This window comes from Novosphingobium sp. P6W (genome assembly GCF_000876675.2).
GTDB lineage: Bacteria > Pseudomonadota > Alphaproteobacteria > Sphingomonadales > Sphingomonadaceae > Novosphingobium.
Genome location: NZ_CP030353.1, coordinates 157,255 through 183,408, shown reverse-complemented (window position 1 = coordinate 183,408; position 26,154 = coordinate 157,255). Strand labels below are relative to the sequence as shown.

Genomic DNA, 26,154 nt, shown 5'->3' with positions numbered 1-26,154 from the left:
GAGAATTATGAGCGAAACCCTCTACGATATCGCGATCATCGGCGGCGGCGTGAACGGCTGCGGCATTGCCCGCGACGCCGCCGGGCGCGGCGCCAAAGTGCTGCTGCTGGAACAGGGCGACCTGGCCGGCGGCACCTCCTCCGCCTCTACCAAGCTGATCCACGGCGGTCTGCGCTACCTTGAACACTACGAGTTCGCGCTGGTCCGCGAGGCATTGTCCGAGCGGGAGCGGCTATGGTCGATCGCCCCGCACATCATCCGGCCGATGCGCTTCGTGCTGCCGCATGTGAAAGGCCTGCGCCCGCGCTGGCTGCTGCGCCTAGGCCTGTTCCTTTACGACCACATCGGCGGCCGGCGTGCGCTGCCGGCGACCGAGTCCATCAATCTGCACCGGCACCCGGCCGGCAAGCCGCTGAAGGCCGGCTTCGGCCCGGCCTTCGTCTATTCGGACGGCTGGGTGGACGATGCCCGCCTCGTCGTGCTCAACGCCCGCGATGCGGCGGACCGGGGCGCGACCATCCTCACCCGCACGCCCGTCGACGGGCTGGAGCGCCGGGGCGCGGAGTGGCAGATCCGCAGCGGGACCAGCCGTTTTCGCGCCAGGGCGGTGGTCAACGCCGCCGGTCCCTCGGTCCTCGACATGCTGGGCCGCGCCGGTGAGAAGACCGAGCGACGGATGCGTCTGGTGCGCGGCTCGCACATCGTGGTGCCGCGCCTGTTCGATCACGCCTATGCCTATTTTTTCCAGATACCCGACGGGCGCATCTTCTTCGCGATCCCCTATCAGGACGACTTCACCCTGATCGGCACGACCGACCGCGACCACGAAGGCCCCCTTAGCGAGGTGAAAGCCAGCGCGGAGGAAATCGCTTACCTGTGCGAGGCTGCCAATGCCTATTTCGCGAAGGCCATCGCCCCGGCTGATGTCGTGTGGAGCTATTCCGGCGTGCGCCCACTGATCGACGACGGTTCGGGCAAGCCCGAGGCGGCGACGCGTGGCTACAGCTTCGACCTGGACCTCGACTTGCAGGGCGCGGCGCCGCTGCTCTCGGTGTTCGGCGGCAAGATCACGACCTACCGCCACCTCGCCAAGGATGCTGTTGAGAAGCTGGCCGGCCTGATGCCCTCATTGGCCGGCAAGGACTGGACCGCCAGTGCTCCGCTTCCCGGCGGCGATTTTCCGATGCAGGGAATAGATGACCTGAAGTCCGATCTGGCCCGCAGCTATTCTTTCCTTGACGCTGCGACGGTGGACCGCATCGCCCGCGCCTATGGCACCCTTGCCCGCACCTGGCTGGGCGGGGCGAGCGACATGGCCATGCTGGGCACGCACTTCGGCCACGGCCTGACCGCTGCGGAAGTGGACTATCTGATGGCCCGCGAATGGGCCACTTGTGCGCAGGACGTGCTGTGGCGCCGCACCAAACTGGGGTTGCGGCTCGATAGCGGGCAGGTCGAAAAACTAGAACAGTACATGGGTGAGAAGCGGTGAAGGGCGAACATATCCTGGTCCTGGATGAAGGGACCACCTCCACGCGCGCTATCGTCTATGCGCCGGACGGAAAGATCCTGCACGTCGCGCAGGCAGAGCTGACGCAGTATTATCCCGAGCCGGGCCACGTCGAACATGACGCCTCGGAAATCTGGGACAAGACGCTGGCCTGCGCGCGCGAAGTGATCGGCAAGCTGGGCGGCGCGGATCGCATCGCCGCGCTGGGCATCACCAACCAGCGCGAAACCGTGGTCGCCTGGGATCGCAGCACGGGCGAGCCGATCACCCGTGCCATCGTCTGGCAGGACCGGCGCACCGCCGCGCACTGCGCCCAGCTTCGCGAGGCCGGGCACGAGGAAATGCTGCAGACCCGCACCGGGCTGGTCATCGATCCTTATTTTTCCGGCACCAAGATGCGCTGGATTCTGGACAACGTGCCCGAAGCGCGCTCGCTGGGGGACCGGTTGGCGCTGGGCACGGCGGAAAGCTGGCTGGTATGGAAACTGACCGGCGGACTGCATGTCTCCGACGCCAGCAATGCCAGCCGCACACAGCTTCTGGCGCTGGACGGGCCGGACTGGGACGACGATCTGCTCGCCCTATTCGGCGTGCCCCGTGAGGCACTGCCCAAGGTGGTCGACACTGCCGGGACAGTCGGCACATGCGATGCGGCGCTGCTGGGCGCGGCGATCCCGATCAGCGGGCTGGCGGGGGATCAGCAATCGGCGACGATCGGCCAGCACTGCCTTGCCATCGGCGAGACCAAGGCCACCTTCGGCACCGGCGCCTTCATCCTGACCAACATGGGGCCTGTGCTCCCGCGCTCCTCGCACCGCCTGCTCGGCACGGTGCTGTGCCAGCAGGACGGCAAGCGGACTTACGCGCTGGAAGGCTCGATCTTCGTGGCGGGCAGCCTCATCAAGTGGCTGCGCGACGAACTGGGCGTCATCCGCACTGCGGCGGAAAGCGAGGAACTGGCCCGCGCCGTGCCGGACAACGGCGGCGTCCTGTTCTTGCCCGCACTTGCGGGGCTGGGCGCTCCGCACTGGAAGCCCGATGCCACCGGCGTGGTCACCGGGCTGACGCAGGGCACCAGCCGCGCCCATATCGTGCGCGCGGCGATGGAATCGCTGGCTCATCAGTGCCATGACCTGCAGGCCGCTTTCGCTGCGGACGGGGCAGACTGGAAGATGCTGCGCATCGACGGCGGCATGAGCGCCAACAACTGGATGGCGCAGGACCTTGCCGATATTCTGGCCCTGCCGGTGGAACGCCCCGCCGATACCGAGACGACCGCGCTGGGCGCCGCGATGCTGGCAGGGGTCGGCGTAGGTCTCCATGCCTCGCTGGAAGATGCGATGACGATGGGCGGCGTGCTTACCCGCTTCATCCCGTCGATGGGAGAGGCGACCCGCAGCGCCCGCATCGGGCCGTGGCAATCAGGCCTGCGCCGCCATATCGACGGGCTGGCCTGATGCGCTTTGCCCCGCGCGCCGCGAGGCGGCGGTAAAGGGCCGCTGCCCGGCAAGGTGCAGCAGCGCGATATAGAGCAGGCTGGCGAAGACCGTGGCGTCCAGCGCCGGCACGGTCGATATCGTGAAGTCGTAGTGCAGCGCGATGGCCGCCAGGCTGCTCGTCGCCGCCCAGGCGGTAACGGCAGGCCAGTGCACTGCGTCCAGGTTTTCGATGGAGGCGGCGGCATCCACGCTGCGGAATTTCGTCCAGCCATCGATCACGTAGATCGCCGCGAAAGGCGGGATCGTCACGCCCAGCAGGACGAGGAAGGGGATGAACCCCTCGATGATGCCCATCAATGCGAGCCCGGTGCCGACCACGGTGCCGAAAAGGACGAAGGCCCAGCGCGGCACCTGCGGGAACGTGGCGGTAAGCGACAGGCTGGCCGAGTAGAGGTTGAGCGAGTTGAGCGTCCAGGTCGGCATCACCAGCAGCAGCAGCGCCCATGCGCCGAAGCCGAAGCCGGTGATCATGCGCATGATGTCGGTCTGGCCCGTCGCCAGCGCGGCCAGCGCCGCGCCGGCCATCAGCAGCGGCGCGGTGAAAGGATAGGACAGCGCCATGCTCAGCACCGCGCCCTTGCCGGTGCGGGTATAGCGCGAAAGGTCGGGCAAGGTGGTGATCGTCAGCATGTCGCCGCCGATGATGGCGGAGACGGCGATGCCGAAGGTCATGTGATAGGGGCTGATCGCGGGCGCATCTAGGACGATGCCGTGGCGGCGCGCGGCGGCGACGCACACCGCCACGATCATCGCCGCCAGTAGCGGCACGCCGATCATCGCCAGCCGGTCCAGCGCGCGGAAGCCGACCAGCGTGGTCAGCGCCATCAGCGCCGCGCCGCCGATCACCACGGCGGTGAAATCGGGCCGGAAGCCAAAGCCCTCGGCAGCGGCGGCGACGGCATCGCCAAGGAACGACACGTTCACCCCGAACCAGCAGAAATGGACCACGGCGATGATCACATTGACCAGTCCCGCCCCGCCAAGGCCGAACGAGCGGCGGATCAGAAGGTAGGTGTTGAGCCGGGACCGCACCGCCACCAGCGATGTCAGGCATCCGCCCAGGCACAGGCACAGCCCGGCCAGGAATGCCGCCAGCACCGCCGGCCAGAACCCCAGCGCCAGCGATGTCTGCGCCCCGTTGAGGAACGTGGGCAGCGAGATCGAGAAGCTGGCGATAATCAGCACCACCCTCCAGCCACCCACCGTAAGGCTCTGGGGCAGCGGGGCGTTGGCGTACTGGTCGCCCACATCGTGAGACGGTTCGGGGCGGCTCAGGGCTTCAGCCAAGCGTCGATCTCCTCGATGGGTACATATTCCTGTGCGAAGCCGAAAGCGCGCGGGCCGACGAATTCCAGCGCACCCGCCTCGCGCAGGATGGCGGGGGCGGCTGCGCCGACTACCTTCACGCGCTGGCCGTACTTCAGCCGCTCGGTGGTTATGCTCTCGGCGGTCTCCCGGTCCATCACGGTCAGGATATCGGGCACCATGGCCACCACCTGCCCGTCGCGCCGGGCGATGAGGTTCTCGTTCTGGAATTCCAGTTCCATGCGGCTGGTCCCGTCGAAGCTCTCGAAACGGACCCGGCCGACCGAAAACCCGCCTCGTGTCTCGCGCTCGATATCGGCGATCTTGCCGTCGAACAGCACGCCTGCATGCGGGTAGAGTCCGGTGGCGGCAAGGGCTGCGAACATCGCGGTGAACGGGTCTTGGCCGCCTTCGCGCGCCTGCCGGATCGCTGCGCCCACATCGCGCGCGGCGGTGACGGTGCCGTGGATCGCGTGGTCCCTGGCCTGGCGCCCGGTCAGCGGATATTCGGTGAGATGCGCGATCCCGCCCACCGCTACCGACAGCGCGCGCGCCAGCCGCTCATGCATGAGGTTGTCGTCAGTCTCGATCAGGCTGAGCGCCCCGCAGGCCGAAGTCAGGATCGAGGGGCAGGCGGACAGGCCCCGGATGTTGAAGATCGCCATCTGCGATTCGGGAAAGGCGCGGCCCATGCCGTCGCAGTCGAGGACGGGTATCCCCAGCCTGGCGGCGGCGAACAGCGGGGCAAGGCCGTTGCTGCCGCCGATCTCGATGGGGATCACCGCGTCGATCCTGCGGCCCATGATTTCCTCGAGGCGGCGCAGGCCGTCGACCGCTTCCCGTCCGTTCGGCAGCTTCTCCACCGAGACGGTCGGCGCGCCGATCCAGCCCACCGGCACCACCAGCGCATCGTCGGCAAGATCGTCCAGGCCGATGACCTCGAAAGGCCCCTGCCGGTCGAACTCCGCCTCGGCGAGAAGCAGAGCGTAATAGGGATCGCCGCCGCCGCCCGATCCGAGGAAGGCGGCGCCGAGGGCGAGGTCGGCCAGACCCTGGCGGTCAAGCTGCATGGTGTGCTCCGATAGGCTGGCGAACGGGCGCAAGGGCCAGATCGGCCACGACGCGCACCCGCACCTGGACCGCGCGGCCCGGCAGGTAGCTGAGATAGGTCTCCTCGACATCGGCGACGGCAAGGCTGGCGGGGTCTCCCCCTGCGGCCAGCACCTGTTCGCGCGCAAGAGCGGCCACTTGTTCGATGGCCTCTTCGCGCGGGCTGGCATCGTAGCTGACCACGCGCTCTACCTGGGCGCCGACCTGCGCGATCGCCGCGCCCACGGCGTTGGCGACCACTGCATGAGGCGGGCGCACCACGCGCGCTGCGCCGCCGAGGCTGTCGGGGATCAGGAAATTGCCGCCGCCCACGGCAAGGACCGTCACTGCCTCGCGCCCGGTCTTCATGCGGTCCACCCCGTCTTCCAGAATGGCGCGGATATGTGCGCCGACGGCCGAGGCCACCGCGTTCGACATGGCGGGCAGCAGCGAAGCGTCGCCGAAGTGGGCCTGTCCGGTCTTTACGGCAATGTCGCTCGCGGTCAGCGTCTGCCCGCCGAACAGCATGCCCTCGTCCGTCAGGCGGTAACCAACCGAATCCGGCCCGACGCGCAGGGCGTCCTTGTCCAAAGTGTCTGCTACGTAAAGCGCCGGATCGAGATGAATGCGCGTGCCGCCGCCCAGCCCGATGGCGAGAATGTCGGGCATGCGAAAATTGGTCCGCGCCCCGCCAATGTCGACCGAGATCGCGGATTCGCGCGGATAGCCGCCCGCCAGCACGCCGATGTCGGTGGTGGTGCCGCCCACATCCATCACCACCGCGTCGGCCACGCCGCTGAGGAAGGCGGCGCCGCGCATCGAGTTGGTCGGCCCCGATCCCATCGTCATCACCGGATAGGCCTCGGCCTGCGCGGCGGAAACGAGCGTGCCATCATTCTGCGAAATGAATAGCGGCGCCTCGATCCCAAGTGCCGCCAGCGCGCGCCCGAACGATCGGATCACGCGCACTGCCAGGCTGGTCAGCGCGGCGTTGAGTACGGCGGAATTTTCTCGCTCGATGAAGCCGACGCGGCCGATCTCGCTGGACAGGGTGATCGCGGCCTCGGGGTGCGCCTCACGCACGATCCGGGCGGCGCGCTGCTCCATGTCGCCATTGATGGGCGAGAATGCGCAGGAAATGGCGACGGCGTCGATGCCCTCGGCCTTGAGCGCCAGAGCCGCATCGCGCACGCGCTGCTCATCCAGCGGCGCCATCTCGCGCCCGTCGACCTCGTAGCCGCCGGGCAGCAGGAAATAGCGACGGCCGATGCAGGCCACCAGATCGGCGGGCCAGCCGGTCAGCGGCGGCAGCGCCTCGCCGGAAGGGCTGGCGAGGCGCAGCACGCCCACCCGGTCCAGCTCGCGGCGCTCCACCAGCGCGTTCACGAAATGGGTTGTGCCGATCATCACCGAAGTGACACATGCGGGCGCCGTACCGGATTCGGCCAGAACCGCATCGATCGCGGCGGCGACCCCGGCTTCTACGTCGGCCGATGTGGGCTGCTTGGTCCAGGCGGCAACGCGCATCCCCTCCATCAGCACCGCGTCGGTGTTCGTCCCTCCCACATCGACGCCAATCCGCACGCGCTTCTCCTTGCTCGCAAAACCCAAGAGCTACCGGGCATTGAGGTAGGGGGCAGCGGCGTGACAGCGCAACGCACAAGACGGGTGCGGCATGTGGGTAAACGGGTAAGCCGGCCTACCGCGCCGGGTAGAGCCGGCTTGCGCCGTCAGATCGTTCGGCGCGGATCGCTCCCGTCCCACTGCGCTGTGTTGCTGCGGATCATGTCGAACAGTTCCACCATCGGCGGCAGCGGCTTGATCACCTCCACCAGCGGGCTGAGGCCATCGCGTGCCGTATCCAGATAGGCGAAGCGCGATAGCGGCAGGCGCCCCTCCAGCAGCACCGGCACGCCGTCTGCCCGCGCGCGGGCCAGCGTGGCCTCGTAGTCCTCGATCCAGGTGCCATAGTGATGCACACCGCTTTTGCCGCTTTCCAGAAAGTCGCGGTAAGTGGAAGGCGCGGTGCCGGGCTGGATCAGTTCGATCATGGTATCGCCGCTGTAGCTGATAGATACGCCGCCGAAGATCGGCTCGTCCAGCGGCGCGGGCCGTTCGTCCACCGCCAGTTCCTCGAAGGGCAGGGGCAGGGGGAAATCGTAGAACGGCCCCACCCCCATCGCCTGCGTCCAGTGCGACACCGCCTCGTCCAGATTGGGCACGACATAGGCGACCTGAAATATCTTTCCGTAAATCCGGCTCATCTTCGACATTCTCCCGTTGCGCCGCGTTCCCGTGTCCTATCGTCGCACGAGGTCGCGATCATACTTGAAAAACAATCATGACTGTTTTCTAATGAAAGTCCACCCCGGTGCGATTCGGCCGAAGAGAGCTGACCGCCGGGAGGATCGCCTTCGCCGCCCGGCGAGGCGGTGTCCCAGAGGAGAGGGATGACCATGATGAAGCTCGATTTCGACGACTGGAACATCCACGTCGGCACGCCCCACCCCTTCAACGAGCGCGTGCGCCCGGCGATAGACAACGGCACCGGCCGCTCCGATCCGCGCCGCTATCATGACCGCGCCTTCATGCGCGAGGAGTGGGAAAAGGTCTTCGCGAGGAGCTGGCTGCTGGCCGGCGCGGCCTCCGACATTCCAGAGGAAGGCGACTTCTTCACGTTCGACATCGGCCCGGAAAGCTTCATCATCGTGCGCGGCGCCGACGACGCGATCCATGCGCACTACAACGTCTGCCCGCACCGCGGCAGCCGCCTGGTGACGACGGACTTCGGATCGCTCGATCGTTTCACCTGCCCGTTCCATTCGTGGAAATTCGATCTGGAAGGCCACAACGTCGCCGTCACCGACCCGGAGACGTTTCGTCCGGAAGTGCTGTGCCATGACCGCAACCTGACCTCGGTGCGCTGCGAAGTGGCGGTAGGGCTGGTGTTCATCTCGATGGACTCCGAAATCGAGCCGCTCAAGCAGTGGCTGGCGCCGATCCTGCCGCAGCTTGAGCTTTACGAGATCGACAAGATGTACGTCGTCCAGCACCGCCGGTCGGACTGGGGTGCGAACTGGAAGGGCGGAGTCGATGCCTTTGCCGAGATCTACCACCTCCACGCCGTCCACCCGCAGACCCAGTGCCTGATGGACGACCGCACCCAGATCGACCTGTGGCCCGGCGGCCTCTCGCGCCAGTTCGTTCCCTTCGCCCAGCCTGCCGCGCGCTTCCCGGATCAGGAGACGGTCAATCCCGGCATCCAGGCGATGCTGCGCGATGCCGGGATCGACCCGGCCAGTTACGAAGGCTCCGCCGCGCAGACCCGTTCCGACGTGCAGAAAGCCAAGCGTCGCCGCTCCGACGAACTGGGGCTGGGGTATGAAAAGTTCAGCGACAGCCAGCTCAGCGACTCCGTGGTCTATTCGCTGTTCCCCAACGGCCAGATCGGCTGCCACCCGGAGGCGATCTTCCTCCACCGCTTCATGCCGCACGCCAGCGATCCTAACCAGTTCACCTATGACACCTGCATCCTCTATCGCCACGTCGACGCGCCCGGCTACAGCGCGCCTGCCTGGATGGGGCTGGGCGAGGAGACCGACATGAGCGGCCGCACCCGCCCCGAGATCGTCCACACCGGCCTTGGCGAACCGCCGGGCCTTGGCGAAGTGCTGGATCAGGATTCCGACCTTCTGCCGATCGTGCAGGCCGGCGCCCGTTCGCGGGGCTTCCGGGGACCGCTGTGGAGCGAACAGGAAGGCCGACTGCGCCATTTCCACGCCGAACTCGACCGCCGGATGGAGAGGAGCGCATGAACTACGATCCGCGTAGCTGGGCCGTTCACAAAGGCTCCGAGCATCCCTTCGACAAGCCCGCTGCTGCTATCGACAATGGGGCGGAGCGGCTCGATCCCAGCCGCTACACCTCGCCCGAATTCTTCGCGCGCGAGTGGGACGAAGTGTTCGCCCGCACCTGGCTGCTGGCGGCCCCATCCAGCGATCTGGTCGATGCGGGGGACTGGGTGAAGTTCGATATCGGCCCGGAAAGCTTCATTGTGGTGCGGCAGGAGGACGGCTCGGTCGCGGCGCATTACAACGTGTGCCCGCATCGCGGCAGCCGTCTCGTCACTGGCGAAATGGGCAGCCAGGACAGCTTCACCTGCCCGTTCCACTCGTGGCGCTTCGGCCTTGACGGGCACAACCAGAAGGTAACCGACCCGGAGACTTTCCGCCCTGAAGTGTTGTGCCACGACATCAACCTAACCTCGGTCCGTGCCGAGGAAGCGGTGGGCCTCGTGTTCATCAACATGGACAGGGACGCGCCGCCGCTGGCCGAGTTCCTTGGACCGATCCTGCCGATGCTGGAGACGTACCGCATGGACCGGATGCACGTGGTTCAGCACCGCCGTTCGGACTGGGCGGCGAACTGGAAGGGCGGGATCGACGCTTTCTATGAAAGCTACCACCTCCACGCGATCCATCCTCAGACGATGGGCGTCATCGACGATCGCACCCATATCGACTTGTTTCCCGGTGGCCTTTCGCGCCAGTTCGTGCCGATGGCCCAGCCCAATTCGCATTTCCCGGATCAGGAGGCGATCAACCCGGGGATCGCCATGCTGCTGGCCGATGCGGGGATCGACCCGGACAGCTTCGCCGGCACCGCGATGGACAGCCGCGCCGCCGTAGCCCACGCCAAGCGCGAGCGCGCCGCGCACATGGGGATAGACTATTCGCACTTCTCCGACGCGCAGCTGACTGACAGCACGATCTTCGGCATCTTCCCCAACATGCAGCTGGGTTGCCACCCGGAAGCGGTGTTCCTTCACCGCTTCAAGCCGCACGCCAGCGACCCCGAGCAGTTCACATATGAGACGACGATCCTCTACCGCCACGTCGATGTGCCCGGCTATGGCGCGCCGGGATGGATGGGGCTGGGGGCCGACGTCGACGTGACCGGCGCGACCCGTCCCGAGGCAGTTCATACCGGCCTTGGCGAACCTCCCGGCATGGGCGAGGTACTGGACCAGGATTCCGACCTGCTGCCGATCGTCCAGGCAGGCGCAAGGTCGCGCGGTTTTCGCGGGCCTTTGTGGGGCGAACAGGAAGCGCGGCTACGGCACTTCCACAAGGAACTCGACCGCTGGCTGGATGCGACCCCGCCCGGCGCCTGATCCAACCGTCATTGCGAGCATAGCGAAACAACCCGGAGCAGCGTCCACTGCTCCGGGTTGTTTCGCTATGCTCGCAGTGACGAGGGGAACCCCGAGGCCGCGACGTCAGCAATCGCATGTGCGATGACCTAGCTGTGTTTTCACCGCTCCGAAGCGGTCTGCGCATCGTGCCGGCGATTGCCATGGGCGGCGGATTGAACGCCCCTCCAAGCTGTGTTCATGACCATAACGAAACGCGCCTGAGAGTGCCGCGTCGATAGCGATAAGCCTTGGGAAAGTCTGCCATGAACTTCGACCTCACCGACGAACAGGAAATGATGCGCGACACTTTCGCGCGCTTTCTAGACGAGCATTCCAGCACGGTGCGCGTGCGCAAGGCGCAGGAAACGGCAGGCTTCGATGCTGGCCTGTGGAGCGGGCTTGCCGACCTTGGCGCCTTTGCGATGCGGGTGCCGGAAAATGCAGGCGGCATGAATCTGGGCCTGTTCGATGCGGCGCTGCTGATGGAGGAGGCCGGACGTACGCTGGTTTCCGGCCCGCTTGCCGAAGGGCTCGTTGCGGCGCGCCTGCTGGGCCAGTTCGGCGGGCAGGAGGCATTGCTGGAACAGGCGATCGGCGGCGAGGCGGTGGTCACCATCGCCATGCACGATATCGCGGTAAAGCCGGTGCAGTGGGTCGCGGGCGGCGCAGTGGCTCAGGCCGTGGTCGCCCGGCGCGGCGCGGAGGTTGTGCTGGTGACGGTAGCGGGCAGGGCGGAGGCGAACCTTGCCACCACTCCCATCGCCGAAATCGACCTTGCTTCGGGCGAGACGGCGGTGCTCGGCTCGGGAGAAGACGCGCTGGCCACTTTCGCCGCCGCCATCGAGGAGTGGAAGCTCTACATTGCCGTCAGCCTTTCGGGCATTGGGCGGCAGGCGCTGAAGATGGCGGCCGAATATGCCGGTGAACGCAAGGCGTTCGGCCAGCTCATCGGCACGTTTCAGGGCATCTCCCACCCGCTTGCGGATCTGCTGTGCGATGTGGACGGCGCCAAGTTCCTCGCCTGGAAAGCCATCCGCGACATCTATGACGGTTCCGCCGAGGCGGGCCCGGCGATCTCGCTCGCCTACTGGTACGCCTGCGATGCCGCCGCGCGTGCGGTGGCGCAGGGACTGCACACGTTCGGCGGCTTCGGCCTTTCGAGCGAGTACGACATCCACCTTTACAACCTGCGCGCCAAGGGCTTGCCGCTGGTCGCGGGCGATCCCGCGCTCATGCTGGAGGAAGCGGGACGCCGTCTCTACGCGGGCGAAGTGCCTGCGCTTCCGGCATCGGGCGAGGTCCCGCTCGACTTCGACCTGGGCGACGAGGCCCGGCAGGTCTGCGCCGAACTGGCCGAACTTTTCGCCACCAAGGTCACGCCGGAGATGAAGGCGAAGTTCCACTATTCCTGGGAGGGCTACGTTCCCGAAGTCCACAAGATGCTGGCCGATAACAAGCTGCTGTTTCCGGGGCTGCCGGAGCATCTCGCCGGGCGCAGGATCAGCCCCTATGCGCGGATCGCGGCCATGGGGGAACTGGAGCGGCAGGGCTACAACACCCCCGGCGCCAATGTCGCCGCGATGGTGGCGATGATGATCGACAAGTACGGCTCGGACGAACTCAAGGCCGAAGTCCTGCCCCGCATCACCGGCGGCGACGTGCTGTGTTCGCTGGGCTATTCCGAGCCTTCGTGCGGCTCCGACGTCTTCGCCGCGCAGTGCAAGGCGACGCAGATGGAGGACGGCTCCTGGCGGATCGACGGCACCAAGATGTGGACCAGCGGCGCCAACCTTTCCAGCTATGTCCTGATGCTGACGCGCACCAATCCCGACGTGCCCAAGCACAAGGGTCTGACGATGTTCATCGTGCCGCTCAAGACCGAAGGCGTCACCGTCCAGGCCGTCCACACCTTCCAGGACGAGCGCACCAACATCACCTTCTACGACGGCGTGGTGATACCCGACAGCTGGCGCCTGGGCGAGATCGACGGCGGCGTGAAAACCATGAGCGCAGCGCTGGAACTGGAGCACGGCGGCGGCTTTTCCAAGGTCATGAAGGCGATGATCGAGGCGGCGGTGGAACTGACCGGGGAGCTGGGCATCGCGGGCGAGGTCCGTACCCAGTGCCGCCTTGCGCGCAGCGTAGCGCACCTGTGGATCTCCGACATGCTGACTTACCGTGCCCAGTGGTCCAGCGTGGAGAAGAAGCCGAACCATGCCTTCGGGCCGATGGCGAAGATGTATTCATCGGAGAAATTCCTCAGCGACAGCCGCGACCTGCTGGACCTGACCGCGCCGGTTTCACTTTCCAGGCGCGCGGGGCCTGCGGGTTTCCTCAACCAGTGCTATCGTCATGCCGCCGGCACGACGATCTACGGCGGCACCAGCGAAGTGCACCGCTCGATGGTCGCCGAACGCGGGCTTGGCCTGCCGCGTACCCGTGGTTGAGGAGACGGCGATGACCGAAGAAGCCCCGCACCTGCTGACCGAGGAAACCGGCGGTATCCTCATCGTCACGCTCAACCGTCCCGACAAGCTCAACGCGATCAGCCGCGAGATGATGGACCTGCTTACCCAGGCGGTATTGCGCCTGCGCGAAACGCCCGAACTCAAGGTCATGCTGATCCGTTCGGCGGGGCGCTATTTCAGTTCCGGCGCGGACCTGCGCGGCGGCAATCGGAACATCGCTTCAGAAGCGAACGTCGCGGCCAACTCCGCCAGCAAGGTGCGCGAGAACCACCGGCTCAACCTCAACAACATGCAGCAGTTGTGGGACGAGATGGAGCATGTCGAAAAGCCGATCGTGGCGGCTCACCATGCGATGTGCGTGGGCGGCGGACTGGAGATGAGCCTTTCGTGCGATTTCCGCCTCGCCGCGAAAAGCGCGGGCTATGCCTTCCCGGAAGGCCTGTTTGGCGTGCTGCCCGCCTCTGGCGGGGTCTCGCGCCTTACGCGAATCTGCGGACCGCACTGGGCGCGCTGGCTCATCATGGCGAACAAGCCCGCGAACGCCGACATGGCCCTGACCATGGGCCTTGTCCATCAGGTCTACGAGGACGAGACGTTCGAGGCGGAGGTCATGGATTTCTGCCGTCATCTGGCAAAGCAGAACCTTGAGCAGATGGGCGCGGCCAAGGTCACGATCGAACTGTGCGCGGAAGTCGGCCGCGACTCCGCGCGGCATGTCGAGCGGATGGCCAACAGCGCCCTCATGCTGAACCCCGATTACATCAAGGGCATGGAAGCCTATCTCAAGGGCGTCGGCGGCAAGACGAATTAGCGCGGGAAAGCCGCCGCCATTGACATGCGCGGGCAAAGCGGACGAGGGGCTGTGTCACGCCAATCGCTTCTTCGGGTTTCGTTCGCATGCACGTTTCGACAATGCCGCTGGTCCACAAGCCAATGGCCTCGCCGGTGGGCGAACTGACGCTGGTGGGCAGCGATGCGGGCCTTGTGGCGGTGCTTTGGGAAAACGACAGGCCCGGGCGCGTGCCGCTGGGGCCCATGGACGATGGCAGCGACCACCCGGTCCTCGCCAAGACCGAAGCCCAACTACGCGAATATTTCGAAGGCCGCCGCGAGGTGTTCGACCTGCCGCTCGATTTTCGCGGCACCGATTTTCAGAAAATCGTCTGGCAAGCGCTTCTGGAGATACCCTTCGGCGAAACCCGCAGTTATGCCCAGATCGCTCTGGCCATCGGCCGCCCGACCGCTAGCCGTGCGGTCGGCGCGGCGAACGGCCGTAACCCGATCTCGATCATCACGCCATGCCACCGGGTCATCGGCACCAGCGGAAGCCTGACCGGCTTTGCCGGCGGGCTGGAAGCGAAGGCCTGGCTGCTTTGGCTGGAGGCGGGCCAGCCCCTTCTTTTGTAAAAGCGCTTCAGAACGGCCGGATGGTCACACCGTTGTCGATAACCATCTCGGCGCCGGTGATGAAGCGGGATTCGTCCGAGGCGAGATAGAGCACCAGTGCCGCCACGTCCTTGGGATGGCCGGCCGTTCCTGGCGGCAACACGCCTTCGGGTATCTCCCGCGTTTGGCCCGGCCGCCCTTCGGCGGTCTGCACCATCGGCGTCTCGATCGAGCCGGGATGCACCGAATTGCAGCGGATCTTGTAGCCCTTTTCCTGGCACATCACCGCGACCGACTTGGTCATCGCCCGCACCGCGCCCTTGGCGGCGGAATAGGCGAAAAAGATCGGGTAGCCCAGCAGCGCGCCGGTCGAACTCATGTTGACGATGGAGCCGCCGCTACCCTTGTTCATCAGTGGGATCGCGTGCTTGCAGCCCAGGAATACCCCGTCGGTCATGATCGCGCTGACCCAGCGGAACTGCTCCAGACTGGTCTCCTCGACATCGGCGCTGAGGACGACGCCGGCATTGTTCACCAGTACGTCGAGCCGCCCGAAGCGCGCCTCGATCTCCTGCATGACGGCGATCCACTGCGCCTCGTCGGCAACGTCGAGCGCCATCGCGACGGCGCCGTTGCCGATCCGGTCGGCCACGGCCAGCGCCGGTTCCAGCTTCACGTCGGTGACCACGACGACCGCGCCTTCGCGGGCCAGTGCCTCGCAGTCGGCCGCGCCCAGTCCCGAGCCGCCGCCGGTGACCAGCGCGACTTTGCCTTCAACCCGGCCCATTTTGCTCTCCTGTTATAGTTCTGGATCAATCGATGTGCAGTAGCGCGGTTGCGGCTAGGACTTCGACAAGCTTAGCCTGAGCAGAATTTCAAACTCGGCGGCCTTTCAAAGTCCCCGAACCAAATCCGCTCAGGCTGAGCTTGTCGAAGCCCGCAAGGCAACCTAAGCTGCCCCGTCTTCACTGAAATAGTCAGGCATTCCGGCTGGCCAGATCACGCCCCACTGTGCCTGTCCGCCGTCGATGACGATAAGGTCGCCATTGATGAAGCGCGCTGCGGGCGAGGCGAGATAAGCGATGGATTCCGCCACGTCCCAGGCATTGCCACGCATCCGCATCGGGTTGGCCTTGTGGAAGCGGGCGAGCGCTTCTTCGGGGTACATGCGAAAGCCCTCGGTCTCGATCACGCCGGGACCGATGCAGTTGACGCGGATGTTCCACTGCGACCACTCGGTGGCGAGCGTCTTGGACAGGTAGATCACGCCCGCACGCGCAGCGCAGGTATGCGCAGCCTGCGGCATTCCCCGTTCCACATTGGCGACGATGTTGATGATATTGCCCGGCTTGCCGTCGGCGCGCCAGCGCTTCGCGGCTTCCTGCATCATCCACCAGGTGCCGTTGAGGTTGGTGTCTATCACTGCCATCCAGCCCTTGCGGCTGAAGTCTATGGCGTCCTGCGGGAATTGACCGCCAGCATTGTTGACCACAGTGTCTAAGCCGCCGAAGTGGTCGTGCACGGCGCCGATCAGCGCCTCGACGCCTTCGGGGTCGCGGATGTTGGTGGGCACGGCCAGCACGTCGTTGCCGAAAGCGTCCTTGACCAGATCGACCGTGGTTTGCAACTTCTCGGCATCGCGCCCGCAGATGGCGACCTGCGCGCCCAGCTTCGCGGCAAGGAATGCCGCCGCCTTGCCCATGCCGCTGCCCGCGCCGGTAATCAGCACGGTCTGCCCGGCCAGCATGTCGTCGCGGTAGATCGAGGTCTTTGCGCGCAGCGCCTCCTCGTCTAGCCCGCGCGCCGGACGGTCGGGGCCGTCATCTTCGGGTCGGAAGGTTTTGGCGGTGAAATTCCTGGGCGCGTTCAAATGGCTTGTCCTTGAAATCGACGGCTAGATCGATCGCATGATCGGGGGCGAATCGACGGCAAAGGGTTCGGTCCGCTGCCGAATTCGCCTTTGCCGTGAAGCACGCTAGCGCTGCCGAATCAAAAAGACAAACAAGATTGTTTTTAGGTGGGGTGGTTGGTTGTCCGCCCTCAGTCGTCGAGGTGTTCCATCAAGCCGCGGATCTGATTTTCCAGATGCTTGAGCATCGCCGGAACCTTCACCGGGTCCATCGCCCCGGTGTGCACGGCAATCGCCATGCCTTCCAGGATCGTCACCGACAGGTTCATGGCGAGGTCGAAGCCCACGGGGTCGATGCGCCATTCGGGGAAGAGCACTTCCGCCTGCGCATTGAACCGCTCGCGAAACTCCTCCTGTAGCGGCAGCATGATCCCGGCGAGGTCCTTGTCGGTACGTGCGGCCATGGCCAGTTCGTGAAAGGCGATGAAGGCGGGTTTCTGGACCTGCGCCCAGTACGTCTCCACCAGAGTATCGACATCATGCTCGGGCTTTTCGGCGGCGCGGCGGAAGGCGCGCAAACGCTTTTCGTGCAGTTCGACGATGGTCGCCTTGATCAGTGCCGCGCCGTTTTCGAAGTGATGCATCATCGCCCCGCGCGACAGGCCGGCTTCCTGCGCCACGCGCGGAGTGGTGGTGTTCGCGTAGCCGTGTTTCACGAGGCAGCGCACGGTCGCGTCGATCAGCCGGCTTCGCGTCTGGGCGGCCTTGGTCGCCTGCAAGGTGCTGCCCGAGGCTTTCGCGGCTTCAGACTTTGCCGGCGCCTTGGCGGCGGCGCGGGGCTTGGCTGTGCTGGTGGAGCGCGAGAGGGCCATGTGATTCGCCTGAAAAATTGCTGTCGCCGGTGATTGCAATTCACCGGGCCATCCAGCCCGCTTACTCCCTAGCTGCGCCCCGGTGCAAGCGTGCCGCCCGCGTAAAGCCCGGCCTTTGCTGCGGATAGCGCCGCATCGAATGCTCTTGCAGACATAGCAATTAAAACATGCATGACTGATTGTAATTTTCAATCCGCTTGGTAATCTCCCTCCAAACAGACTTCGCATGGCGGCCGCAGCAGCGGGTGACCTGAAAGAGCACAGGACATTGGGAGAGCAGGCGATGGGCGACAGGCAGCCAATCCTGACTATGGGTGAAATGATACGGTCTTCCGGCCAAAGGTTCGCGGACCGCGATGCGATCGTGTTCCCTGACCGGCGGCTCGGCTACGGCGACCTCAATAGCAAGGCGCGCGACTGGGCGAAGGCGCTTTGCGCGATGGGGGTGAAGCCGGGCGACAATGTCGGCCTGCTACTGCCCACCTGCCTCGACTTCATCACGGCCTTCTACGGCATCACCATGACCGGCGCCGTCGCAGTGCCGGTAAACGCCCGCTATCAGGCGAGCGAGCTGGGTTTCGTCGTCGCCGATGCCGATCTCGTGACGATCATCACCACCGGCAAGGTTGCCGACGGCCTCGATTTCAGCGCACGCCTCGAAGCGGCGCTGCCCTCGCTTGCGCAGGCGGGCGATCCTTGGGCGCTCTCCTTGCCCGAGGCTCCCCGTCTGCGCAGCATCGTGTGCCTGGATGAGAAGTGTGCGCCTTACCTCGTTCCCGCAAACGCCGCGCTGGCGAAGGGCGCGAAGATCGCCGAGGACGAGATCGACGCCCGGATCGACGCGGTTGCGCCGCAGGATACGGCGATGATCCTCTATACTTCGGGCACCACGGCCAACCCCAAGGGCGCGATGATCAGCCACCGCGCGCAAGTCGCCAACAGCCGCGGGCTGGGTGTGCGGTACGAGTGCACCGAGGAGGACAAGGTCTGGTCGCCGCTGCCGATCTTCCACATCGCCGGCATCCTGCCGATGACGATGATCCTCGATCTTGGCGGTGTCTACATGACGATCCCCAGGTTCGATGCGGGCGTGGGGCTGGAAATGCTGGGCCGGGAAGGGGCGACGATAGCCTATCCCAGCTTCGTCACGATCATGCAGGACCTCATTACCCACCCGACCTTCAAGAACACCGATCTCTCGCGCCTGCGGATCATGAACTCCAACTTCGCCGTCCAGCCCGAGTGGATCAAGCTGGCGGTGGCCGAGGCTATGCCGCACACCATTCAGGTCGGCACTTACGGCCTGACCGAAGGCGCGGGCACGGTTTCCACCAGCCGCCTTTCCGACAGCTACGAAGTGCGCACCGGCCGCTGCGGTTTCCCGCTGGAGGAATGGCAGGTCCGCATCGTCGATCCCGAAACCGGCGCCGATTGCGGGCCTGGTGAGCATGGCGAGATTGTGCTTGGCGGCCCCAACGTCCTCAAGGGCTACTACAACGCGCCCGAGAAGACGGCGGAGGCGATCCGCGATGGCTGGTTCTTCTCCGGCGACATCGGATCGATCGACGCGAACGGCAACGTGATGTTCCATGGGCGCACCAAGGACATGCTCAAGGTGGGCGGCGAGAACGTGGCGGCGGCAGAGATCGAGGCCATGCTCCAGACCCATCCGGCGGTAAAGCTGGCGCAGGTCGTGGGCCTGCCGGACGACCGCTACGCCGAAGTCCCCGCTGCCTTTGTCGAACTGGCGGAGGGTGCCGCCGCCAGCGAGCAGGAACTGATCGACCACTGCAAGGGCCGCATCGCCGGCTTCAAGGTGCCGCGTCATATCCGCTTCGTGGAGGAGTGGCCGATGTCGACCTCCAAGATCCAGAAATTCCGTTTGCGCGAAGGGTTGATCGCCGAGTTGCAGGCGGCCTGACACGCTCGCCTTGGATTTAAAAAAGGCAGTCGTGATTGTCTTTTTTATTGCATCGGCAGGAGCTACCGGCTTACACTGCAAGGCAAGACACAAGTGGCCGCCCGAAAGAATCCGGGAGATGGCCAGGCAGAAGGAAGAAGCAGGATGGATCTGGGACTGGCTGGCAAGAAGGCGATCCTCGTCGGCGCGGCGCGCGGCATCGGCTATTCGGTGGCCGAAGTCCTCGCGCGTGAAGGCTGCGATATCGCGCTCACCGCGCGCAGCGAGGACAGCGTCAAAGACGCCGTGGCGTCGCTTTCCAAGTACGGCACCAAGGTCGTCGGCAAGCCGGTCAACGCCAAGCAGCCGGAAGCCTACAAGGAATGGATCGACTGGGCGATCGAGGAACTGGACGGCGTCGACATCCTCGTGCCCTTCACTTCCGCCGGCGGCGGTATGGGCAGCGAAAAGTACTGGTACAACGCCTTTGAAACCGACGTGATGGGCGTGGTCCGCGCCGTGGAGGGCGTGATCGAGAAGATGACCGAGCAACAGCGCGGTTCGATCGTGCTGCTGGGCTCTACCTCCATCGGAGAGGCCATGGGCGGCCCGCAGCCCTACAACGCCATGAAGGCCAGCCTCGTCACCTGGGGCAAGCAGCTGGCGCTGTGGCACGGCAAGAACGGCATCCGCGTGAACGTCGTCTCCCCCGGGCCGATCGAGTTCGAGGGCGGCAACTGGGACATGATCAAGGGCACGATGGAAAAGTTCTATGCCTCGCAGCTGCGCCAGCAGCCGTCGGGCCGCCTTGGCCGGCCTGAGGAAGTGGCCAAGGCCATCGCTTTTCTCGCCAGCGACGCCGCGAGCTGGTGCAACGGCTCGCACCTCGTCGTGGACGGGGGCTTCACCAACCGGACGCACTTCTGATGAACGATCATGTCATGGGATGGGACGCAGGCGCGATGGACGTGCGCCGCGTCGTTCATCCATACCGCGTCGATCCCGAAAGCGTCGGCAACGGCACGCCGGTGGAAAAGGCGCCCGACCCGCAGCTTGGCACTGAGCTGATCCCTGCGGCGCGCTATTTCTCGCCCGATTACATGAAGCTGGAATGGGAGCGCGTCTGGACCAAGGTCTGGCTGCTCGGTGGCCGCAGCGACGACATGCCTGAGCCGGGCGACTACATCTGCACCGATATCGGCAAGGAGTCGGTGCTGCTGGTGCGGCAGGCCGATGGCTCGATCCGGGCCTTCCCGAACGTCTGCCTGCACCGCGGCAACCGCCTGCGCCCCGAAGGGCGCGGCAATGCCGAGAAATTCCAGTGCATGTACCACCACTGGACCTACGGCCTCGACGGCAAGCTGGATCATATCCCGGACCTTTGCACGTTCCTCCAGGGCGGACCGAAGGACATGGCGCTCACCGCGCTGCCCTGCACCGAGTGGAACAGCTTCGTGTGGTTCTCGCTCGACCAGGACGTCGAACCGTTCGAGGACTTCATCGATCCCCTGAAGCGCCATCTTGAGCCCTACCACCCTGAGCGGATGGCGTGGATGCGCGACATCACGGTGGAGTGGGACTGCAACTGGAAAACCTCGGTAGACGCTTTCAACGAGACGTACCATGTCCAGGGCATTCATCCGCAGCTCAAGTGGTATCTCGATGACGTCAACGTCCAGATCGACTGCTACGGTAAGCACAGCCGCTACCTGATCCCCTTCGCGGCAATATCTCCGCGTGTGGCGATGCCCAGCCAGATCCCGCCCGCGATCCACGAAATCATGGTTCACGCAGGCATGGATCCGGCCGAATACGAAGGCCGCGTCTCCGACATCCGCCGCGACGTGCAGCTGTTCAAGCGCGAACACGGCGCGTCGCAGGGCAAGGACTATTCCGAGCTGAACGACGAACAGCTGACGGACGACTACCACTACACGATCTTCCCGAACGTGTCGGTCAACGTCCACGCCGACGACGTGATGCTGTTCCGCCAGCGTCCTCATGCCAGCGATCCGAACAAGATGCTCTACGACATCTGGATGTTCGGCCTTGTCCCCGAAGGTGAGGAATGGCCCGAACGGGTGCGTCATCAGCACTTCAGGCACGGCGACAAGACTATCGGCCAGGTTCTCGATCAGGATGCCTTCAACCTGCCGACGGTGCAGACGGGAATGAAGTCCGATTACTTCCCCGGCCTGTGGATCGGCGATCAGGAACTACGCATCCGCCACTTCCACAAGGTGATGGATGACTACATCTACGGCCCCGGCGAAAAGGGGCCTGACGATCTATAGACGCACAACCTCTCTCCCCGCTCAGGCTGGGCTTGTCGAAGCCCCTGCAGCGAGGCGCGAGCGCCCAATCCTTCGACAGGCTCAGGATGAGCGGAGTGGTTTGGGAAGATTGGCAAAAGAACACGGACGGGAGAGCTACCGTGCAATTTAACCGCGACGAACTGCTGGGCGCTTATCGCCGGATGAAGGTCATTCGCGAGTTCGAGGAACGCCTGCACGAAGAGATCAAGACCGGCGAAATCGCCGGCTTCACTCACCTCTACGCCGGGCAGGAAGCGGTGGCAGTGGGCATCTGCGACCAGCTTACGGTGGAGGACATGATCGTCTCCACCCACCGCGGCCACGGGCATTGCATCGCCAAGGGCTGCGACGTTAAAGGCATGATGAAGGAGATCTTCGGCCGCGCCGGGGGGCTGTGCAAGGGCCGGGGCGGCTCGATGCACATCGCCGACCTGGATGTGGGAATGCTCGGCGCTAACGGCATTGTCGGCGGCGGCGCGCCGCAGGCAGTGGGCGCTGCGATCGCCGCGCGTATCGATGGCAAGGGCCGTGTCGGTATCGCCTTCTCGGGTGACGGCGCCTGCAACCAGGGCACCACGTTCGAGGCGATGAACCTTGCCGTGGTCACTAAAGTCCCGGCGATCTTCGTTTTCGAGAACAACCATTATTCCGAACACACCGGCGATGCCTATGCGGTGGGCACCAACAAGGACATCGCCAGCCGCGCCGAAGGGTTCGGCATGAAGGCCTGGCGCGCCAATGGCTGCGACTTCTTCGAAACCTACACGGCTTTTGCGGAACTTCTCGAATATGTCCGCGCAGGCAATGGTCCGGCAGCGATCGAACTCGATACCGAGCGGTATTACGGCCACTTCGAGGGCGATCCCCAGCGCTATCGCGGCAAGGGCGAGATCGACCGCATCCGCGCCGAACGCGATTGCCTCAAGGCCTTCCGCGCCAAGGTGGTCGGTGCGGCGCTGCTGACCGACGACGATCTCGACAAGGTCGACGCTGAAGTGATCGCGCAGATCGAGGAAGCCGTGGTCGAAGCACGGGCCGACGAACTGCCCGATCCCGCCACCGTCGCCGACGACGTCTACGTCGAATATTACTGAGCCAGCGGGGAACCTGAAATGGCCATCATGAACATCCGCGAGGCGATCGTCTCGACATTGCACGCGGAAATGGAACGCGATTCCGACATTATCCTGCTCGGCGAAGACGTGGTCGGCGGCAACGGCACGGCCGGCGGCCCTGAGGCGATCGGCGGCATCTGGGGCACCAGTCCCGGTCTGTGGGAGAAATTCGGGCCTGAGCGTGTGATCGACACGCCGATCTCCGAAAGCGCCATCATCGGCGCGGCGGCCGGCGCGGCGTTGGCGGGGAAGCGTCCGGTCGCGGAACTGATGTTCGCAGACTTCGTAGGCGTCAGCCTCGACCAGATATGGAATCAGATGGCCAAGTTCCGCTACATGTTCGGCGGCAAGACCAAGTGCCCTGCCGTGGTGCGACTGGTCTACGGCGCGGGCATGTCGACGGCGGCGCAGCATAGCCAGTCGGTTTATGCGATGCTCACCGCGATGCCCGGCCTCAAGGTGGTGCTGCCGACTACCCCAGCCGACGCCAAGGGCCTCCTCACCGAAGCGCTGCGCGGCGACGATCCGGTCATGTATTTCGAACACAAGACGCTTTACGGCGTGAAGGGCGAGGTGCCTGACGGCGACTATCGCCAGCGTTTCGGCGAAGCGCGCATGGTGCGCGAAGGCGGCGACGTCACCGTGGTTGCTTGCGGGCGCATGGTCAATTTCTCGGAAAAAGCGGCGGACAAGCTGGCGGCGGACGGCATCGGCATGGACTTGCTGGACCTGCGCACCACCAGCCCGCTGGATGAGGATGCGATCCTGGAATCCGTCGAACAGACCGGGCGTCTGGTGGTGGTGGACGAAACTCCGCCGCGCTGCAGCCTGGCCGCCGATATCTGCGCGATGGTGGCACAGCGGGCTTTCTCCAGCCTGAAAGCGCCGCCGCAGATGGTCACCGCGCCGCATAGTCCGATCCCCTTCGCCCGCAATCTCGAGCGCGCCTGGGTGCCCTCGCCGCAGAAGGTCGAGGAAGCGGTCCGCCGCGTCCTCGCCTTTCGTTGAGGGAGGGGCGGACGATGGCGAAACTCACGCCTTTCACGATGCCCAAGTGGGGTATCGAAATGGCCGAAGGCACCATCGCCGACTGGATGGTGGTCGAAAACGCCCCGTTCGAACGCGGCGCCGTGCTGACGCTTATCGAGACGGACAAGATCACCAACGAAGTCGAGGCCGAAAAGGACGGCCGCTTCGTGCGCATCATGGCCGAGGCGGGGCAGACTTATGCCGTAGGCGCGCTGCTGGCCGTGCTCAGTGATGGCGGCGAGGCAAGTGCGGCTGAGATCGACGCGGTGATCGCGGCCTTTCGCCCTTCCGAAGCGGGTTTCGGCCCCGATGGTGAGGACGAAGCGCCGGTGCCCGCTCCAGCGGTTGCAGCCGCCACTCCCGCTGCGCCGCCGGTTCCCGAAGGTATCGCCATCAGCCCGGTGGCGCTGGCCGAGGCGCAGCGTCTCGGCGTTGACCTTGCGACCGTCACCGGCACGGGCAGGGGAGGACGCATTTTCGCGCAGGACGTGCATCAGGCCGGGCGCCCCGAAAGTCAGCCTGCGCTTGCGGGCGTCTTTGCGATGACCGCGGATAGCGCCGTGCTTTCCACCCCGGTCGCGCGCCGCATCGCTGCGCTCAACGGGCTGGATCTGGCGAAGGTCAAGGGCAGCGGTCACCGGGGCAAAGTGCGCCGCGATGATGTGCTGGCCGTGGTCAGGCAAGCCGCGCCGCAGCCGGCTCTGGCTGCCGCAACGCCAGCGCCGACGCCGACACCTGCGCCTGCCGCCGCCCCGCCTGTCGCCGGCACCGTCGATATCGCGCCGATGAGTTCGATGCGCCGCACGATCGCGCGGCGACTTACCGAATCCAAGCAGCAGATACCGCACTTCTACGTCCGCCGCCGGGTGCGCGCGGACCGGCTGCTGGCGCTGCGTGCCTCGCTTGGAGCTGACAAGCCCAGCGTCAACGACTTCATCGTCAAGGCTTGCGCCCTCGCACTGATGGAAGTGCCAGCCGTCAACATCCAGGTCCACGGCAACGACATCCACCGCTTCGGATCGGCCGATGTGGCCGTGGCAGTGGCGACTGAAAAGGGCCTCGTCACCCCCATCGTGTTCGGCGCCGACGACCTCTCGGTGGCGCAGATCGGCGCGGCGATGAAGGCGCTGGCCCAGCGCGCCCGCAGCGGCAAGCTGAAGCCCGAGGAGTTCTCCGGCGGTAGCTTCTCGCTCTCCAACCTCGGCGGGTTTGGGGTCGAGCAGTTCGACGCCATCATCAACCCGCCGCAGGGCGCAATCCTGGCGGTCGGCACCGCGCGGCCCGAGCCCATCGACGACGACGGCGCGATCCGCATCGTGCCGGTGCTCCACCTTTCCCTCTCGTGCGACCACCGCGCGATCGACGGGGCTGACGGCGGCCGCTTCATGGCCGCGCTCGCCAACCTCATCGAACAACCCCATCTGCTCTGACGGAACCAACACGATGAATTTCAAGCTGACCGAAGACCAGCTCCAGCTGCAGGAAGCCGCCCGCACGTTCGCCCGCGCCGAGCTTCCCGCCGTCGCCGCCGAGCTTGAGCGCGATAACAAGCCGCCCAGCCGAGAGCTGCTGAAGCGGTACGCGGAAATGGGTTTCCTGGGCATCAACGTGTCCAGCGAGCTTGGCGGCCTTGGCATGGGCAATATCGAGGCGTTGATCGTGCTGGAGGAATTCGGCAAGATTTCCTCGGCGGTGGGCTTCCCGATCTTCGAAAGCTCGGTCGGCCCGGTGCGCGCGATCGAGTATTTCGCCTCGGATACGCTCAAGAAGCGCGTCGTTCCCGCAGTCTGCGCCGGAGACATGGTGATTGCCGTGTCGATGTCCGAACCGGATGCGGGCAGCGCGTTGACCGACCTCAAGACCAAAGGCGTGGTCAAGGGCGACAAGCTGGTCATCAACGGCACCAAGCGCTGGTGCTCGGGCGGCGGGCATTCCGACGCTTACGTGGTCTATTGCCGCCTTTCGGACGAACCGGGCGCCAAGGGCATTGGCGCGGTGCTGGTGGAAAAGGACGCGCCGGGCATCTCGTTCGGGCCGAACGAACAGCTCATGGGCTTTCGCGGCATCCCCTCGTCGGACATCAATTTCGACGACTGCGAAGTGCCGCTCGACAACATCATCGTCCATGCCGGCGGCGGCTTCAAGAAGCTGATGGAGGCTTTCGACCTCGAACGCTGCGGCAATGCGACGATGTCGCTGGCGCAGGCTTCGGGTGCGCTGGAGGATGTCAGCGCCTATGTTCAGGAGCGTAAGCAGTTCGGCAAGGCCATTGCCGAATTCCAGGCGGTGCAGATCAAGCTGGCGGAAATGCAGATGAAGGTGGAAGCTGCCCGCCTGCTGATCTGGCGCGCCGCTTCTCTGGCCGAAGACGGCCTGCCTTCGGTGCTGCACAGTTCCACCGGCAAGTGCTTTGCCAACACCATCGCCCGCGAGGTGACCGGCGATGCGATGCAGCTGATGGGCGCCTACGGCTATTCCAAGGAATTCCCGATGGAACGCCGTCTGCGCGACAGCTGGGGCTGGGGCATCGCGGGGGGCGCGATCGACATCCAGAAGGTCAACATCGCCGGTGCCATGCTGGGGCGGCGGTTCGACCAGCGGCGTTGAACTTGGTGCATAATAA

At 65.3% G+C, this 26,154-nt stretch carries 21 protein-coding genes; 14 read left to right on the top strand and 7 right to left on the bottom strand.

What is annotated here, in order from left to right; all coding sequences use genetic code 11:
- The first annotated feature begins 7 nt into the window (after window positions 1-7).
- Window positions 8-1,492 carry a glycerol-3-phosphate dehydrogenase gene (locus tag TQ38_RS17305; protein WP_043974943.1) on the top strand — a complete coding sequence of 495 codons (1,485 nt, stop codon included), beginning with the start codon at window positions 8-10 and terminating at the stop codon, window positions 1,490-1,492.
- Complete coding sequence (locus TQ38_RS17300; protein ID WP_043974941.1) at window positions 1,489-2,967, top strand: glycerol kinase; 1,479 nt, start codon at window positions 1,489-1,491, stop codon at window positions 2,965-2,967. The genes TQ38_RS17305 and TQ38_RS17300 overlap by 4 nt, the downstream gene beginning before the upstream one ends.
- Here TQ38_RS17300 and TQ38_RS17295 read toward each other — a convergent pair.
- The 4 genes from TQ38_RS17295 to TQ38_RS17280 form a co-directional block, all read right to left on the bottom strand.
- Window positions 2,932-4,296: a cytosine permease gene (locus TQ38_RS17295; RefSeq protein ID WP_043974939.1), complete on the bottom strand. Its 1,365-nt coding sequence runs from the start codon at window positions 4,294-4,296 to the stop codon at window positions 2,932-2,934. The two genes, TQ38_RS17300 and TQ38_RS17295, sit on opposite strands and share 36 nt — an antisense overlap.
- On the bottom strand, window positions 4,281-5,384 hold the full coding sequence (locus TQ38_RS17290; protein WP_043975177.1) for a DUF917 domain-containing protein: 1,104 nt from the start codon (window positions 5,382-5,384) through the stop codon (window positions 4,281-4,283). The genes TQ38_RS17295 and TQ38_RS17290 overlap by 16 nt, the downstream gene beginning before the upstream one ends.
- Window positions 5,374-6,987: a hydantoinase/oxoprolinase N-terminal domain-containing protein gene (locus TQ38_RS17285; protein WP_043974937.1), complete on the bottom strand. Its 1,614-nt coding sequence runs from the start codon at window positions 6,985-6,987 to the stop codon at window positions 5,374-5,376. The genes TQ38_RS17290 and TQ38_RS17285 overlap by 11 nt, the downstream gene beginning before the upstream one ends.
- Before the next feature lie 146 nt (window positions 6,988-7,133).
- Complete coding sequence (locus tag TQ38_RS17280; protein WP_043974935.1) at window positions 7,134-7,667, bottom strand: VOC family protein; 534 nt, start codon at window positions 7,665-7,667, stop codon at window positions 7,134-7,136.
- A 195-nt stretch (window positions 7,668-7,862) separates the two neighbouring features.
- Between TQ38_RS17280 and TQ38_RS17275 the strand changes: the two genes are divergently transcribed.
- From TQ38_RS17275 to TQ38_RS17255, 5 genes are all read left to right on the top strand, one after another.
- Window positions 7,863-9,218, top strand: a complete 1,356-nt coding sequence (locus tag TQ38_RS17275) for an SRPBCC family protein (protein ID WP_043975176.1) — start codon at window positions 7,863-7,865, stop codon at window positions 9,216-9,218.
- Window positions 9,215-10,576, top strand: a complete 1,362-nt coding sequence (locus TQ38_RS17270) for an SRPBCC family protein (protein ID WP_043974933.1) — start codon at window positions 9,215-9,217, stop codon at window positions 10,574-10,576. Before TQ38_RS17275 ends, TQ38_RS17270 begins: the two co-directional genes overlap by 4 nt.
- Window positions 10,577-10,860: 284 nt before the next feature.
- The gene (locus TQ38_RS17265) at window positions 10,861-13,044 is read left to right on the top strand and encodes an acyl-CoA dehydrogenase (protein WP_043974932.1); all 2,184 of its coding nucleotides are present in this window, start codon (window positions 10,861-10,863) and stop codon (window positions 13,042-13,044) included.
- A 10-nt stretch (window positions 13,045-13,054) separates the two neighbouring features.
- Entirely contained in the window at window positions 13,055-13,876 is an 822-nt protein-coding gene (locus TQ38_RS17260) for an enoyl-CoA hydratase/isomerase family protein (RefSeq protein WP_043974929.1), read from the top strand.
- An 86-nt stretch (window positions 13,877-13,962) separates the two neighbouring features.
- A complete protein-coding gene (locus TQ38_RS17255; RefSeq protein WP_370059819.1) occupies window positions 13,963-14,472 on the top strand; it encodes a methylated-DNA--[protein]-cysteine S-methyltransferase in 510 nt (169 codons plus the stop codon).
- 7 nt (window positions 14,473-14,479) lie between these two features.
- Here the strand turns inward: TQ38_RS17255 and TQ38_RS17250 are convergent, their stop codons facing one another.
- The 3 genes from TQ38_RS17250 to TQ38_RS17240 form a co-directional block, all read right to left on the bottom strand.
- Window positions 14,480-15,238, bottom strand: a complete 759-nt coding sequence (locus TQ38_RS17250) for an SDR family oxidoreductase (protein WP_043974925.1) — start codon at window positions 15,236-15,238, stop codon at window positions 14,480-14,482.
- Window positions 15,239-15,400: 162 nt separating this feature from the next.
- Entirely contained in the window at window positions 15,401-16,321 is a 921-nt protein-coding gene (locus TQ38_RS17245) for an SDR family oxidoreductase (RefSeq protein ID WP_043974922.1), read from the bottom strand.
- A gap of 170 nt (window positions 16,322-16,491) precedes the next feature.
- On the bottom strand, window positions 16,492-17,172 hold the full coding sequence (locus TQ38_RS17240; protein ID WP_043974920.1) for a TetR/AcrR family transcriptional regulator: 681 nt from the start codon (window positions 17,170-17,172) through the stop codon (window positions 16,492-16,494).
- Between the two features lie 226 nt (window positions 17,173-17,398).
- Here TQ38_RS17240 and TQ38_RS17235 point away from each other — a divergent pair, with 226 nt between their 5' ends.
- The 7 genes from TQ38_RS17235 to TQ38_RS17205 all read left to right on the top strand — a co-directional run bounded on the left by TQ38_RS17235 (window position 17,399) and on the right by TQ38_RS17205 (window position 26,138).
- Window positions 17,399-19,093, top strand: coding sequence for a class I adenylate-forming enzyme family protein (locus tag TQ38_RS17235; protein WP_240198118.1), 1,695 nt, complete (start codon window positions 17,399-17,401; stop codon window positions 19,091-19,093).
- Between the two features lie 144 nt (window positions 19,094-19,237).
- Window positions 19,238-19,999: an SDR family NAD(P)-dependent oxidoreductase gene (locus tag TQ38_RS17230; protein WP_043974916.1), complete on the top strand. Its 762-nt coding sequence runs from the start codon at window positions 19,238-19,240 to the stop codon at window positions 19,997-19,999.
- On the top strand, window positions 19,999-21,366 hold the full coding sequence (locus tag TQ38_RS17225) for an SRPBCC family protein (RefSeq protein ID WP_240198117.1): 1,368 nt from the start codon (window positions 19,999-20,001) through the stop codon (window positions 21,364-21,366). The genes TQ38_RS17230 and TQ38_RS17225 overlap by 1 nt, the downstream gene beginning before the upstream one ends.
- Before the next feature lie 140 nt (window positions 21,367-21,506).
- On the top strand, window positions 21,507-22,481 hold the full coding sequence (locus TQ38_RS17220; RefSeq protein WP_043974912.1) for a thiamine pyrophosphate-dependent dehydrogenase E1 component subunit alpha: 975 nt from the start codon (window positions 21,507-21,509) through the stop codon (window positions 22,479-22,481).
- An 18-nt stretch (window positions 22,482-22,499) separates the two neighbouring features.
- Window positions 22,500-23,510, top strand: a complete 1,011-nt coding sequence (locus TQ38_RS17215; protein ID WP_043974910.1) for an alpha-ketoacid dehydrogenase subunit beta — start codon at window positions 22,500-22,502, stop codon at window positions 23,508-23,510.
- A 14-nt stretch (window positions 23,511-23,524) separates the two neighbouring features.
- On the top strand, window positions 23,525-24,961 hold the full coding sequence (locus TQ38_RS17210; protein WP_043974907.1) for a dihydrolipoamide acetyltransferase family protein: 1,437 nt from the start codon (window positions 23,525-23,527) through the stop codon (window positions 24,959-24,961).
- Window positions 24,962-24,974: 13 nt separating this feature from the next.
- Window positions 24,975-26,138, top strand: a complete 1,164-nt coding sequence (locus tag TQ38_RS17205) for an acyl-CoA dehydrogenase family protein (RefSeq protein WP_043974904.1) — start codon at window positions 24,975-24,977, stop codon at window positions 26,136-26,138.
- Window positions 26,139-26,154 lie beyond the last annotated feature (16 nt).

Coding starts and splice junctions, on each gene's coding strand:
- TQ38_RS17230 (WP_043974916.1), top strand. CDS start 19,238: ATGGATCTGGGACTGGCTGGCAAGAAGGCGATCCTCGTCGGCGCGGCG.
- TQ38_RS17275 (WP_043975176.1), top strand. CDS start 7,863: ATGAAGCTCGATTTCGACGACTGGAACATCCACGTCGGCACGCCCCAC.
- TQ38_RS17205 (WP_043974904.1), top strand. CDS start 24,975: ATGAATTTCAAGCTGACCGAAGACCAGCTCCAGCTGCAGGAAGCCGCC.
- TQ38_RS17235 (WP_240198118.1), top strand. CDS start 17,399: ATGGCGGCCGCAGCAGCGGGTGACCTGAAAGAGCACAGGACATTGGGA.
- TQ38_RS17225 (WP_240198117.1), top strand. CDS start 19,999: ATGAACGATCATGTCATGGGATGGGACGCAGGCGCGATGGACGTGCGC.
- TQ38_RS17305 (WP_043974943.1), top strand. CDS start 8: ATGAGCGAAACCCTCTACGATATCGCGATCATCGGCGGCGGCGTGAAC.
- TQ38_RS17240 (WP_043974920.1), bottom strand. CDS start 17,172: ATGGCCCTCTCGCGCTCCACCAGCACAGCCAAGCCCCGCGCCGCCGCC.
- TQ38_RS17290 (WP_043975177.1), bottom strand. CDS start 5,384: ATGCAGCTTGACCGCCAGGGTCTGGCCGACCTCGCCCTCGGCGCCGCC.
- TQ38_RS17260 (WP_043974929.1), top strand. CDS start 13,055: ATGACCGAAGAAGCCCCGCACCTGCTGACCGAGGAAACCGGCGGTATC.
- TQ38_RS17265 (WP_043974932.1), top strand. CDS start 10,861: ATGAACTTCGACCTCACCGACGAACAGGAAATGATGCGCGACACTTTC.
- TQ38_RS17270 (WP_043974933.1), top strand. CDS start 9,215: ATGAACTACGATCCGCGTAGCTGGGCCGTTCACAAAGGCTCCGAGCAT.
- TQ38_RS17210 (WP_043974907.1), top strand. CDS start 23,525: ATGGCGAAACTCACGCCTTTCACGATGCCCAAGTGGGGTATCGAAATG.
- TQ38_RS17280 (WP_043974935.1), bottom strand. CDS start 7,667: ATGAGCCGGATTTACGGAAAGATATTTCAGGTCGCCTATGTCGTGCCC.
- TQ38_RS17255 (WP_370059819.1), top strand. CDS start 13,963: ATGCACGTTTCGACAATGCCGCTGGTCCACAAGCCAATGGCCTCGCCG.
- TQ38_RS17250 (WP_043974925.1), bottom strand. CDS start 15,238: ATGGGCCGGGTTGAAGGCAAAGTCGCGCTGGTCACCGGCGGCGGCTCG.
- TQ38_RS17215 (WP_043974910.1), top strand. CDS start 22,500: ATGGCCATCATGAACATCCGCGAGGCGATCGTCTCGACATTGCACGCG.